13 protein-coding genes are annotated in these 13233 nt (G+C 61.6%); 8 read left to right on the plus strand and 5 right to left on the minus strand.

Annotated elements, in window-relative coordinates; translation table 11 throughout:
- Window positions 1–12: 12 nt before the first annotated feature.
- A complete protein-coding gene (choX, locus tag AB4P96_RS01685; RefSeq protein ID WP_017137933.1) occupies window positions 13–927 on the plus strand; it encodes a choline ABC transporter substrate-binding protein in 915 nt (304 codons plus the stop codon).
- Between the two features lie 155 nt (window positions 928–1082).
- A complete protein-coding gene (locus AB4P96_RS01690) occupies window positions 1083–2651 on the plus strand; it encodes a SulP family inorganic anion transporter (RefSeq protein ID WP_395600452.1) in 1569 nt (522 codons plus the stop codon).
- Window positions 2652–2777: 126 nt separating this feature from the next.
- Here the strand turns inward: AB4P96_RS01690 and aroE are convergent, their stop codons facing one another.
- Window positions 2778–3602, minus strand: coding sequence for a shikimate dehydrogenase (gene aroE / locus AB4P96_RS01695; protein WP_236445639.1), 825 nt, complete (start codon window positions 3600–3602; stop codon window positions 2778–2780).
- The gene (gene hemF, locus AB4P96_RS01700) at window positions 3602–4534 is read right to left on the minus strand and encodes an oxygen-dependent coproporphyrinogen oxidase (protein ID WP_017135151.1); all 933 of its coding nucleotides are present in this window, start codon (window positions 4532–4534) and stop codon (window positions 3602–3604) included. The genes aroE and hemF overlap by 1 nt, the downstream gene beginning before the upstream one ends.
- 159 nt (window positions 4535–4693) lie before the next feature.
- Between hemF and AB4P96_RS01705 the strand changes: the two genes are divergently transcribed.
- A complete protein-coding gene (locus tag AB4P96_RS01705; protein WP_017135150.1) occupies window positions 4694–5671 on the plus strand; it encodes an NADPH:quinone reductase in 978 nt (325 codons plus the stop codon).
- A 114-nt stretch (window positions 5672–5785) separates the two neighbouring features.
- On the opposite strand, the gene AB4P96_RS01710 is transcribed toward AB4P96_RS01705, so the two are convergent.
- The 3 genes from AB4P96_RS01710 to AB4P96_RS01720 all read right to left on the minus strand — a co-directional run bounded on the left by AB4P96_RS01710 (window position 5786) and on the right by AB4P96_RS01720 (window position 8336).
- On the minus strand, window positions 5786–6343 hold the full coding sequence (locus AB4P96_RS01710; protein ID WP_017135149.1) for an L-threonylcarbamoyladenylate synthase: 558 nt from the start codon (window positions 6341–6343) through the stop codon (window positions 5786–5788).
- 58 nt (window positions 6344–6401) lie between these two features.
- Window positions 6402–7505 carry a DNA-processing protein DprA gene (gene dprA / locus AB4P96_RS01715; RefSeq protein ID WP_017135148.1) on the minus strand — a complete coding sequence of 368 codons (1104 nt, stop codon included), beginning with the start codon at window positions 7503–7505 and terminating at the stop codon, window positions 6402–6404.
- Between the two features lie 63 nt (window positions 7506–7568).
- Window positions 7569–8336, minus strand: coding sequence for a peptidoglycan-binding protein (locus AB4P96_RS01720; RefSeq protein WP_138448948.1), 768 nt, complete (start codon window positions 8334–8336; stop codon window positions 7569–7571).
- 135 nt (window positions 8337–8471) lie between these two features.
- Here AB4P96_RS01720 and def point away from each other — a divergent pair, with 135 nt between their 5' ends.
- From def to AB4P96_RS01745, 5 genes are all read left to right on the plus strand, one after another.
- Entirely contained in the window at window positions 8472–8978 is a 507-nt protein-coding gene (gene def, locus AB4P96_RS01725; protein WP_017135146.1) for a peptide deformylase, read from the plus strand.
- Between the two features lie 69 nt (window positions 8979–9047).
- Window positions 9048–10001 (plus strand): methionyl-tRNA formyltransferase, encoded by a 954-nt coding sequence (fmt, locus tag AB4P96_RS01730; protein ID WP_395600453.1) that lies wholly within the window; start codon window positions 9048–9050, stop codon window positions 9999–10001.
- Window positions 9998–11308 carry a 16S rRNA (cytosine(967)-C(5))-methyltransferase RsmB gene (gene rsmB, locus AB4P96_RS01735; protein ID WP_395600454.1) on the plus strand — a complete coding sequence of 437 codons (1311 nt, stop codon included), beginning with the start codon at window positions 9998–10000 and terminating at the stop codon, window positions 11306–11308. The genes fmt and rsmB overlap by 4 nt, the downstream gene beginning before the upstream one ends.
- Window positions 11309–11329: 21 nt before the next feature.
- Window positions 11330–12703, plus strand: coding sequence for a Trk system potassium transporter TrkA (trkA, locus tag AB4P96_RS01740; RefSeq protein WP_017135143.1), 1374 nt, complete (start codon window positions 11330–11332; stop codon window positions 12701–12703).
- Between the two features lie 141 nt (window positions 12704–12844).
- A complete protein-coding gene (locus AB4P96_RS01745) occupies window positions 12845–13156 on the plus strand; it encodes a lipopolysaccharide assembly protein LapB (RefSeq protein WP_065932011.1) in 312 nt (103 codons plus the stop codon).
- The last annotated feature ends 77 nt before the right edge of the window (window positions 13157–13233 follow it).

Raw genomic sequence — 13233 nt, forward strand, 5'->3', positions numbered from 1 at the left:
AGAGGGAAGGCCATGCAAAAGTTGACCGTGGTACTGAGTATGTTGGTGCTGGGCAGCGCCAATGTGTACGCAGACGCTAGCTGCGAAACGGTAAAAATGGCCGATCCAGGCTGGAGCGATATCGCCGCCACCAATGCCATCACCGGTTTCCTGTTGAACGGCATGGGCTATAAGGCCAAGGTCGACACCCTGGCGGTGCCGATCACGTTTGGCGGGCTCAAGGATGGCCAGGTGGATGTGTTCCTGGGCAACTGGATGCCGGCGCAGCAGGGTTTCTACGACAAGTTCGTGGCCAATGGCGATGTGGTGCAACTGGCGAAAAACCTCGACGGCACCGAGTTCACCCTCGCCGTGCCGGACTATGTGTGGGACGCCGGTGTGCATGATTTTGCCGACCTGAACAAATTTGCCGACAAGTTCGACAAGAAGATCTACGGCATTGGCTCCGGCGCACCTGCGAATATTTCGCTGCAGGAGATCATCAAGAAGAACGACTTCGACCTGGGCCAGTGGAAGCTGATCGAGTCGAGCGAGCAGGCGATGCTGGCCGAAGTGTCGCGGGCGGTGAAAAAGCAGAAGTTCGTGACCTTCCTCGGCTGGACGCCGCACCCGATGAACGTGCAGTTGAAAATGCATTACCTCAAAGGCGGCGAGAAATATTTTGGTGACACCGGCAGCGTGTATACCTTGACCCGCAAGGGTTATGCCCAGGCCTGCCCGAATGTTGGGAAACTGCTGACCAACCTGAGTTTTACCCAGGAGATGGAGAACAGCATCATGGCCGAGGTGGCCAACAATAAAGTCAGCAATGCCGACGCGGCAAAAGCGTGGATCAAAGCCAACCCGGCGGTACTGGACACATGGCTGGATGGCGTAAAAACCCTCGACGGTAAAGACGCACTGTCTGCCGTAAAAGCCAAACTCTAAGGGCCGCCGCGCATCCCTGTGGGAGCTGGCTTGCCTGCGATACAGACAACTCGGTCTGCCAGACAGACCGAGGTGATGCTATCGCAGGCAAGCCAGCTCCCACAGAGACTTAGGTGTACTGATACTCTGAGCTAAACCTTTCTACCGAGTCTGCGATGCCCCGGCCCAACCGCCACACTCTCTTCCCCTTCCTTGGCTGGCTGCCGCGCCAAACCCGCGCCAGCGTCGGCCGGGACGCGATTGTCGGGCTCAGCGGCGCCGTGCTCGCCTTGCCGCAGTCCATTGCCTACGCGCTGATCGCCGGGCTCCCACCCGAATACGGCCTGTATGCCGCCATCATCCCCGTCTTGATCGCCTGCCTGTGGGGCTCCTCCTGGCACCTGATCTGCGGCCCGACGGCGGCGATTTCCATCGTCCTGTACGCCAGCGTCAGTCCGCTGGCCGTGCCTGGCTCGCAGGACTACATCACGCTGATCCTGTTGCTCACATTCCTCGCCGGTGTGTTCCAGTGGCTGCTGGGCATGCTGCGCTTTGGCGCGCTGGTGAATTTCGTCTCGCATTCGGTGGTGCTGGGTTTCACTCTGGGCGCTGCCGTGGTGATTGCCTTGGGGCAATTGCCCAACTTGCTGGGGCTGGATTTGCCCAGCCAGGCCACGGCGATCAATAGCTTGCTGGCACTGGTGGACCATGCCGGTGAATGGGACCACGCCTCACTGACGCTGGGCCTGGGCACCTTGCTGGTGGGCGCGCTGCTCAAATACCTGGTCCCGCGTTGGCCAACACTGTTGATTGCCCTGACACTGGGCAGCCTGGTGGCGTGGCTGTGGCCGGCGATGTTCGGGCATGTGGCGCGGGTGAGTTCGTTTATCGGCAAACTGCCACCGTTCAGCCCGCTGCCGATGGACCTGGATATACTTCTGCGCCTGCTGCCCAGCGCCGTGGCGGTGGGCATGCTTGGGCTGGTCACCAGCCTGTCGATTGCGCGCTCGTTGTCGGCGCGTTCACAGCAATTGCTCGACGCCAATCAGGAAGTCCGTGCGCAGGGTTTATCCAATATCGTCGGCGGCTTTTTCTCCGGGTACTTGTCGGCCGGCTCCTTCACCCGCTCCGGCCTCAGCTATGAAGCAGGTGCCTGCTCGCCGTTGGCGGGCGTGTTTTCCGCGCTCTGGGTGGCATTGTTTGCGTTATTTGGCGCGGCCTTGATCGCGCACATCCCGATCCCGAGCATGGCCGCAAGCATCCTGCTGATTTGCTGGGGCCTGGTGGATCATCGTGGCATTCGCGCGCTGTTCCGCGTCAGCCGCGCCGAGTTTGTGGTGATGAGCCTGACTGGCGTCGCGACCTTGCTGCTGGAGCTGCAAACGGCGATTTACGCGGGCGTGCTGGCATCGTTGTTTTTCTACCTCAAACGCACCTCACAGCCGCGGGTTCAGCAATGGCGCGACGGTGATGAGGATGTGTTGCGGGTAGGCGGTTCGATCTTCTTCGGCGCCAGCCATTACCTGCAAGTGCGGCTGCAAAGCCTGCAGGGCGAGCGGGTGGTGATCGAGGCGCAGCAAATTAACTTTATCGACTATTCCGGGGTGGAGATGCTGCACCAGGAGGCGCGGCGGTTGGCGGGTATGGGGCGTAGCCTGACGTTGCGCCGGGCGCGGCCGCAAGTCGTCGAGGAACTGAAAAAGCTGGAAGGGGCCGATAAATGCCCCATCCATTTTGAAGAATAAACACGGTTAAAACTGTGGGAGCTGGCTTGCCTGCGATGGCGGTGAATCAGCCAGCACATCTGTATCTGATACACCGCCATCGCAGGCAAGCCAGCTCCCACATTTTGACCGTGTTCACTTTTAGATTTATGCCGCAGCCAACTGCCGTCGCAACTCAGCCAACACCGGCGCCGACTGCGGGCGCACGCCGCGCCACAGGAAGAAGGCTTCTGCGGCCTGCTCCACCAACATGCCCAAACCATCCATCGCCACCGCCGCGCCTTGCTCAGCAGCCCAGCGACAGAACGCTGTTGGCTCCTTGGCGTACATCATGTCGTAGCAAAAGGTCTTGCCCGGTTCGATCAGGCTGCCGGCAATCGGCGGTACATCGCCTGACAGGCTGGCAGACGTGGCATTGATGATCACGTCCACCGGCTCACGCAGCCAATCGAAACCGCTGGCCGACACCGGCCCCAAATCGTCGAACAGCTCGGCAAGCAGTTCGGCTTTTTCAACGGTGCGGTTGGCGATGATCAGCGACGCAGGTTGCTCAGCCAGTAATGGCTCCAACGCCCCGCGTACGGCGCCACCGGCGCCCAGCAGCAGGATGCGTTTGCCTTGCAGGCTAAGCCCGGCGTTCACCGTGAGGTCGCGCACCAGGCCGGCGCCGTCGGTGTTGTCGCCCAGCAAGGTGCCGTCGGCAAGCTTGCTCAGGGTGTTCACAGCGCCTGCGCGCTGGGCGCGTTCGGTCAAGCTGTTGGCCAGGCGGTAGGCGTCTTCCTTGAACGGCACGGTGACGTTGGCGCCACGGCCTTGTGCAAAGAACTCACGGGCACAGCCGGTGAAATCCTCCAGCGGCGCGAGCAGGGTGCTGTAGTCCAGTTGCTCACCGGTCTGCTCGGCGAACATGCGGTGAATCAACGGCGACTTGCTGTGGCCAATGGGGTTGCCGAACACCACATAACGGTCCATCAGACAGCCGCCTTGGGCGCAGCAAGGCCCAACCAGTCGCGGTCTTGCAGGTAGTAATCAGTGAGGCGCGCTTCTTCGCTGTCGGCTTCGGCTTTCCAGTCGTAGCTCCAGCGTACTTGCGGCGGCAGCGACATCAGGATCGACTCGGTACGCCCGCCCGATTGCAGGCCGAACAGGGTGCCCCGGTCGTAGACCAGGTTGAATTCGACGTAGCGGCCACGACGGAATTCCTGGAATTGGCGCTGCTGCTCGGTGTAAGCCATGGCCTTGCGACGCTGCACGATCGGCAGGTAGGCGTCGATGTAGGCATCGCCGATGGCACGGATGAAGGCGAAGCAGGTGTCAAAGCCCCACTCGTTCAAGTCATCGAAGAACAGGCCGCCGATGCCGCGCGGTTCGTTGCGGTGCTTGATATGGAAGTAGGTGTCGCACCAGGCCTTGTAGCGCGAATACACATCCGCGCCAAACGGCGCACAGGCCTGCTCGGCCACGCGATGCCAGTGGATGCAGTCTTCTTCATTGCCGTAGTAGGGCGTGAGGTCGAAGCCGCCACCGAACCACCACACCGGCTCTTCGCCGTCTTTTTCGGCGATGAAAAAGCGCACGTTGGCGTGGGACGTCGGCACATGCGGGTTGTGCGGGTGGATCACCAGCGACACGCCGAGGGCTTCAAAGCCACGCCCAGCCAGTTCCGGGCGATGCGCGCTGGCGGACGGTGGCAGGCCGCTGCCGAAGACGTGGGAAAAGTTGACGCCGCCTTTTTCGATCACCGAACCGTTTTCGATCACACGGGTGCGACCGCCGCCGCCGGCAGGCCGGGTCCAGGCGTCTTCGATAAAGCGAGTGTCCGTCTCGAAGGTTTCCAGGGCGCTGCAAATGCGGTCTTGCAGGTCAAGCAGGTAGGCCTTTACAGCCTCGGTGCGGGTAGTCATGGCATCACCTTGAATCGGGCAAAGCTACGCGAGGCCATTGGGCGTCGGCGGCAAATGGGCGCACAGGATACCACTGCACCCGACCGCGCCGCAGTTGACGAAGATCAAGCTTAGGAGTGGGATAGGGGGCTACGCGATTCGACCTCAGGAGAAGTGCAGATGGCCAAACGTATCCAGTTCAGCGCCCATGGTGGCCCCGAAGTGCTTGAGTATGTGGACTACACCCCGGCAGAACCTGGGCCACAGCAGGTTCGTGTGCGGAACGAGGCCATCGGCCTGAACTTCATCGACACCTATTTCCGCAGTGGCCTGTATGCGCCGCCAGCCTTGCCATCGGGCCTTGGCGCAGAAGGTGCTGGCGTGGTGGATGCGGTTGGCAGCGAGGTCACGCAGTTCAAGGTCGGTGACCGCGTGGCCTACGGCAGTGGCCCACTGGGTGCGTACAGCCAACTGCATGTGTTGCCTGCCGCCAACCTGGTGCACTTGCCGGACGCTATCAGCTTCGAACAGGCGGCTGGCGCGATGCTCAAGGGCCTGACCGTGCAGTACCTGCTGCGTCAGACCTACGAGTTGAAGGGTGGCGAAACCATTCTGTTCCACGCCGCTGCCGGTGGCGTGGGCTCCCTGGCCTGCCAATGGGCCAAGGCGCTGGGCGTGAAGCTGATCGGCACCGTGAGTTCGCCGGAAAAAGCCGCACTGGCCAAATCCCTCGGCGCCTGGGAAACCATCGACTACAGCAAGGAAAACGTCGCACAGCGCGTGCTGGAATTGACCGACGGCAAAAAAGTCCCGGTGGTGTACGACGGCGTTGGCAAGGACACCTGGCTGACCTCGCTGGACAGCGTGGCGCCACGGGGTTTAGTGGTGAGTTTCGGCAATGCGTCGGGCGCGGTGGATGGCGTGAACCTGGGGATTCTGGCGGCGAAGGGCTCGTTGTATGTCACTCGGCCGACACTGGCGACTTACGCCAGCAACCCGAAAGACTTGCAGGCGATGGCCGATGATCTGTTCTCGATGATCAAGAGCGGCAAGGTGCGTATTGATATCAACCAGCGGTTTGCGCTGGCGGATGCGGCGAAGGCGCAGACGGAGTTGTCGGGGCGCAGGACGACCGGGTCGACCATTTTGCTGCCATAAGTCTCTAAGATCTTCCGCGTTTGTAAGGGCCCCATCGCGGGCAAGCCCGCTCCCTCATTTGGAATGCATTCCCCTGTGGGAGCCGGGCTTGCCCGCGATGGCCGCGCCTCGGTCTCAAGACGGCCGCACTACCTCACCCGTCGCCAAATCACGAATCAGGCTCGGGTTCTTGCGCCCACCCAGGGCACCACCCAGCACCAAATCCACTTGGCCACGGAAATACTGCTCCACACGAATCCGCGTACGCGCCGCCGGGCGGCCTTGCGGGTTGGCTGAGGTAGAGATCAACGGCCCCACCTGCGCGCATAAATCCCTAACCAACGGATGATCACTGACCCGCAGCGCCACGGTGTCATGCACACCGGTCACCCATTCCGGCAACATGCCCTGATGCGGCACCAGCCAGGTATTCGGCCCCGGCCAGGTGCTGGCCATGCGGTCGATCCAGGTGTCCGGGAAGTCTTCAAACAGAAAATCGAACTGACGGATATTGTCCGCCACCAGGATCAGCCCCTTGTCGACCGAGCGATTCTTGATCGCCAGCAGCCGGTCCACCGCGTCTTCATTCCACGGGTCGCAGCCCAGGCCCCAGACCGCTTCGGTCGGATAGGCAATCACCGCGCCTGCGCGAATTTCTCGTGCGGCTTCCAGCACACGCCACCTGTTGACCATTGCTCACTCTCCGGACTAAAGCTGTGGGCAGTTTACCGATGTTCTTTGCAAAAACTAATTACATAAGCGGGCCGCGCGCAAGCCAGCGCCCGCTTTCGCAGATCACCTGGCCCTCAAGCTCAAGCTCGGTAAGCGCCGCCAGTGTGTGGGACAACGGCCGCCCGCTGGCAATCGCCAAGGCCTCGCTGGTGAGGGGCGCCGCGTGCAACAGCGCCACCAGCGGATGGGTGACCGGCATCGGCGCCGGGCGGGACAACGCCTGCCAACCGCGCAAGCCGTCCAGGATGTGCTCGATGGACTCCACCAGCGTCGCACCGTCGCGAATCAACTGATGGCAGCCCTTGGCGCCCGGATGATGAATGGAGCCCGGAATCGCATACACCTCACGCCCTTGCTCGGCGGCAAGCTTGGCGGTGATCAGCGAACCACTGGCCATGCTGGCTTCCACCACCAGCACCCCCAGCGACAGGCCGCTGATGATCCGGTTGCGCCGTGGAAAGTTGGCGGCCTGGGGCGCGGCGTCCAGCGGAAACTCGGAAACCACCGCGCTGCCCTGGGCAATCATCGCGGCGGCGAGCTGGCGGTGGCGTTGTGGATAAAAATTTTCGAGGCCGGTGCCGAGCACGCCGATTGTCTGCCCCCCGACATCTAATGCCGCTTGGTGCGCAGCACCGTCGATGCCCAAGGCCAAGCCACTGGTGATGACAAAACCGGCGCTTGCCAGGCTGCGCGAAAAGGCGGCGGCAGTGTCCATCCCAGGGCGTGATGCACGGCGACTGCCGACCATGGCCAACTGCGGCTTTTCGAGAATGCTTGGCTCGCCGGCAACGAATAATAACGGCGGTGCATCGTCGATCTGCGCCAGTAACGCAGGGTACTCAGGCTGGTCCCACATCAGTAAATGCTGGGCCGGGCGCTCCAACCATGCGAGCGCATCACTGGCGCCATCTCGAATTTCAGGGCTGCGCCTGGCATCGGCGCTAATGGGTGGCAACCCGAGAGAACGCCAGGCACTCGCCGGGGCGCTGATGGCCTTGGAGGCAGAACCAAATGCGTCAATCAATACACGAAAACGCTTGGGGCCCAGTTCCGGCAGCCTGTGCAAGCGTAGTCGGGCTTCCAGTTCTGCAGGGGAAATTTCAGGGCTGTTTGTCGGATACATTTGATCGTCCTTGATCTGAACAAGCTGTGGATAACTCTGTTGGTAACTTATTTAGCAGGCTATTTATTGCGTTTGTCGGGCAGTCTCGAATCGATCCATGACCGCGAGTGAACGCGAGGCTCTGAGCACCAGGCCATAACTGAGTTTTTCGTAGGTGCGAAACACCAGCAGCGTGCCAGCATCTTCATCGGGGAGTTGGGCCGGGGCGCCAGAGAGGCTGTCGCGTACGCTCACGCCGGCCTTGATCACCGTGAGCAGGTGGCCTTCGGCCAGACCGTCACGGCGGCCCTTGTTCAAGGTCACGGCATCCATTACGCCGATCTGGGTGACACCCTTGGGAATATCGATAATATGCCCTTCGATGAAAGGCGCAGGCTCCCGGTTAGCCCATTCGACGGGCGGTTCGGCACGCAGCAAGCGGTCGCCTGGGCGCACTTCCTGGGTCACCCTTTGCACGGCCAGGGTGCTGAGGTCGCCCGCCAATACAAAGCGTGCGCTGCCGATGTCGTCGGCATTGATGCCCAGCAGCTCCTGGGTTTGCGGGTCGGTGTAGGTTTTACCGCGACGAAAGATCCCATAGTCCGGCTGGGCCGGGTCCAGGTCACCGCGAGCATGCACGCGCTCACCGTTGGCGCCCAGGACTCGCCCCGCGTCGGCGGCAACAATGTAAGGGGCGTTGTCCAGGTCCTGGGGTGTATCGAAAATGCGGTTGTGCAGCAAGAAGTGGCGGATGGCCTGTTGCGTCGCCTGTTCCAGGCGCGGGCCGGGCTGGGAAACCAGGGCCATGGCGAGCGGCGCCCACAACAGCAAGACGAGTAGCGATTTCCTCATGGGGTCAATCTCCTTTATTATGTGCGTTCGCGTGAAATGCCAGAGCCTTAGCGGCTTTCGAACCTTTCACACCGGCGGTCTGGGTCCATCCCAACGCCGATTTGCCTCTACCTCACATGTGCAGCAATTACGCTTATGGCTATTTTGAACATCCTCGAATTTCCCGACTCGCGCCTGCGCACGATCGCCAAACCGGTGGCCGTAGTGGACGACAAGGTTCGTCAGTTGGTCGATGACATGTTTGAAACAATGTATGAAGCCCCGGGCATCGGCCTCGCCGCGACCCAGGTCAACGTGCATCAGCGCGTCGTGGTCATGGACCTGTCGGAAGATCGCAGCGAGCCGCGGGTGTTTATCAACCCCGAGTTCGAACCGCTGACCGAAGAGATGGGCGAATACCAGGAAGGCTGCCTGTCAGTGCCGGAGTTCTACGAGAACGTCGAACGCCCGCTGCGCGTGAAGATCAAGGCCCTGGACCGTGACGGCAAGCCCTACGAACTGATCGCCGAAGGCTTGCTGGCAGTGTGCATTCAGCATGAATGCGACCACCTCAACGGCAAGCTGTTTGTTGATTACCTGTCCACGCTTAAACGCGACCGGATCAAGAAGAAGCTGGAAAAAAAGCATCGCCAGCAAGCTTGATGCCCTTCTTCCAAAGGCTTGCTGCGGCAAGCCTTTTTCTTTTGTGACTGTTTTTAACCGAGAACTCCCATGACCGAGCCACTGCGCATTGTTTTTGCCGGCACTCCCGAATTCGCTGCCGAACACCTCAAGGCGCTGCTTGCCAGCCCTTATGACATCGTGGCGGTGTACACCCAGCCGGATCGCCCGGCCGGTCGCGGGCAAAAACTGATGCCAAGCCCGGTCAAGCAGTTGGCGCTTGAGCACAACATCCCTGTGCTGCAACCGCCAACCCTGCGCAATGCCGATGCCCAGGCGGAACTGGCGGCGTTGAAGCCCGACTTGTTGGTGGTTGTGGCTTACGGTTTGATCCTGCCCCAAGCCGTGCTGGATATCCCGCGCCTGGGCTGCTTCAACAGCCACGCTTCGTTGCTGCCGCGTTGGCGCGGTGCGGCGCCGATCCAGCGCGCCGTCGAAGCCGGTGACCTTGAAAGCGGTGTGACCGTGATGCGCATGGAGGCGGGTCTGGATACCGGCCCGATGCTGCTCAAGGTTGCCACCCCAATCACGGCTGAAGACACGGGCGGCAGCCTGCACGACCGCTTGGCCGAACTTGGCCCGCCCGCCGTGATCCAGGCCATCGCTGGCCTGGCGGCCGGCACGCTGGAAGGCGAAGTACAGGACGACAGCCTCGCCACCTACGCACACAAACTGAATAAAGACGAAGCGCGTATCGACTGGAACCTCCCGGCCGTTGAGCTGGAACGCCTGGTGCGTGCCTTCAACCCGTGGCCGATCTGCCACAGCACCCTCAATGGCGAAGCGTTGAAAGTGCTGGCCGCCACCTTGGTGGATGGCAAAGGTGCTCCGGGTGAAATCATCGGCGCCAGCAAGGACGGCCTGTTGGTCGCCTGCGGTGAACAGGCGCTGTGCCTGACCCGCCTGCAATTGCCCGGCGGCAAGGCGCTTAATTTCAGCGACTTGTTCAACAGCCGTCGTGAGAAATTTGCCTTGGGCACGGTTCTCGGGGCGGTCGCTCAATGAACCCGCGTCTGGCTGCCGCCAAGGCGCTCGCTGCCGTACTCAACGGCAAGGCTTCGCTGAACAGTTCGCTGCCTACACAAATGGACAAGGTTGAAGACCGTGATCGCGGGTTCACCCAGGACCTGGCCTTTGGCACCGCCCGCTGGCAGCCGCGCTTGTCGGCCCTGGCGGCCAAGCTGCTGCAAAAACCGTTCAAGGCCGCCGACGCCGATGTAGAGGCGCTGCTGCTGGTCGGCCTTTATCAACTGCTCTACACCCGCGTGCCCGCGCATGCCGCCATCGGTGAAACCGTCGGCTGCGCCGACAAGCTGAAGAAGCCGTGGGCCAAGGCCTTGCTCAATGCCGTACTGCGTCGCGCCCAGCGTGAAAGCGAAGCGCTGCTGGCCGAACTGGAACATGACCCGGTGGTGCGCACAGCGCACCCGCGCTGGCTGCAAAAATCCCTGAAAGCCTTCTGGCCCGAGCAATGGGAAGCCATTTGCGCCGCCAACAATGCGCACCCGCCGATGATTTTGCGGGTCAACCGTCGCCACCACAGCCGTGACGCCTACCTGCAATTGCTCACCGGTGCCGGCATCAACGCCGCGCCGTGCGTGTACAGCGTCGACGGCATCGTGCTGGAAGCGGCCGCCGACGTGCGTAGCCTGCCGGGCTTTGCCGAAGGCTGGATCAGCGTGCAGGACGAAGCCGCACAATTGGCCGCCGACCTGCTCGACCTGGCCCCAGGCCAACGCGTACTGGACGCCTGCTGCGCGCCGGGCGGTAAGACGTGTCACATTCTGGAAGTCGAAAAAGACCTGGCCGGTGTAGTCGCCGTCGACCTGGAAGCCAAGCGCCTTGTGCGCGTGCGTGAAAACCTTGCACGCCTGGGCCTGAGCGCCGAGCTGATCGCCGCCGACGGCCGCGACACCGCCACGTGGTGGGACGGCAAGCCGTTCCAGCGCATCCTGCTCGACGCGCCATGTTCCGCCACTGGCGTGATCCGCCGTCACCCGGATATCAAGCTCACCCGCCAACCCGACGACATCGCCGCCCTGGCCGTGCTGCAAGGCGAACTGCTCGATGCAATGTGGCCAACGCTGGAAGTCGGCGGCATCCTGCTCTACGCCACGTGCTCCACGCTGCCGACAGAAAATACCGAGGTGATCCAAGCCTTCCTCGCCCGCACCAGTGGCGCACGGGAGCTGGACCTCGCCACGGCGGCCGGTATCAAGCAGCCCCACGGCCGCCAACTGCTCGCGCAGGAAGGCGGACACGATGGCTTCTATTACGCCAAACTGATCAAGATTGCTGCCGCGCGCGGCTAATGGGTTTAAGGGAGTGACCGGATGAAAATCATCATCCTTGGTGCAGGGCAGGTCGGCGGCACACTGGCCGAACATTTGGCCAGCGAAGCCAACGACATCACCGTGGTCGACACCGACAGCGAGCGCCTGCGCAACCTGGGCGACCGCCTGGACATCCGCACCGTACAGGGCCGTGCGTCATTCCCGACGGTGCTGCGCCAGGCCGGTGCCGACGATGCCGATATGCTGGTGGCGGTGACCAACAGTGACGAGACCAACATGGTCGCCTGCCAAGTCGCCCATACCCTGTTTCACACGCCCACCAAGATCGCCCGCGTGCGCGAAGCCGCCTACCTGACCCGCGCCGGTCTGTTCGACAACGATGCGATTCCGGTGGATGTGCTGATCAGCCCTGAACAAGTGGTGACCCACTACATCAAGCGCCTGATCGAAATTCCCGGTGCCTTGCAGGTGATCGACTTTGCCGAAGGCAAGGCGCAACTGGTGGCGGTAAAGGCTTATTACGGCGGGCCACTGGTGGGCCAGCAACTGCGCCAACTGCGCGAACACATGCCGAATGTGGAAACCCGCGTGGCGGCGATTTTCCGTCGCGACCGGCCGATCCTGCCCCAGGGCGATACGGTGATCGAAGCGGACGACGAAGTGTTTTTCATCGCTGCCAAAGCGAATATTCGCGCGGTGATGAGCGAAATGCGTCGGCTCGATGAGAGCTACAAACGCATCGTCATTGCCGGCGGCGGGCAGATCGGCGAGCGCTTGGCCGAGGCCATCGAGAGCCGCTACCAGGTCAAGATCATCGAGATGAACCCGACACGCTGCCGGCATTTGTCCGACACCCTCGACAGCACCGTGGTCCTGCAAGGCAGCGCCTCGGACCGTGACCTGCTGATGGAAGAAAACATCGCCGACGCCGATATCTTCCTGGCCCTGACCAACGACGACGAGGCCAACATCATGTCCTCGTTGCTGGCCAAGCGGCTGGGGGCGAAGAAGGTGATGACCATCATCAACAACCCGGCCTACGTCGACCTGATCCAGGGCGGCGACATCGACATCGCCATCAGCCCGCAGTTGGCCACCATCGGCACCTTGCTGGCCCACGTGCGCCGTGGCGATATCGTCAGCGTGCACTCCCTGCGCCGGGGCGCGGCAGAAGCCATCGAAGCGATTGCCCATGGTGATTCAAAGTCGAGCAAAGTGATCGGCAAGGCGATCCGCGATATCGGCCTGCCGCCGGGCACCACCATCGGCGCGATCATTCGTGACGAAGAGGTGATCATCGCCCATGACGACACGATGATCGCCACGGGTGACCATGTGATTCTGTTCCTTGTGGATAAAAAGCACATTCGCGATGTGGAGAAGCTGTTTCACGTGGGGCTGAGTTTTTTCTAGGCAGGAATATTTCATTGTGGCGAGGGAGCTTGCTCCCGCTCGAGTGCGAAGCGCTCGCAAAATGTTGGGGGACTGCTGCGCAATCCAACGGGAGCAAGCGCCCTCGCCACAACAGCCTTTTTTCGCTCAAGGTGATAATAAATGCTCGAATCCCTGGAAAAAATGCTCGCCAAGGGTGTGGATAATTCATTGCTGCGCTTTGGCTTGGGCAAGGGTTATCTGGACTTGAAGGACAACGCCAAGGCGGCCGAGCATTTGCAGAAATGCGTCGAGTTCGACCCGAAGTATTCGGCGGCGTGGAAGCTGTTGGGCAAGGCTCAGCAAGGGCAGGGTGATAACGCTGCAGCACGGTTAGCTTGGGAAAAGGGCATAGAAGCAGCCCTGGCACATGGCGACAAACAGGCTGAAAAAGAGATGACGGTGTTCCTGAAGAAACTCGATCGCCTGGCCTGAATTGATCCCTGTGGGAGCTGGCTTGCCTGCGATAGCATCACCTCGGTATGGCTGAAAAACCGAGTTGCCTGCATTTA

Origin of the sequence: Pseudomonas sp. B19125 (assembly GCF_044218855.1) — a bacterium.
GTDB lineage: Bacteria > Pseudomonadota > Gammaproteobacteria > Pseudomonadales > Pseudomonadaceae > Aquipseudomonas > Aquipseudomonas edaphica.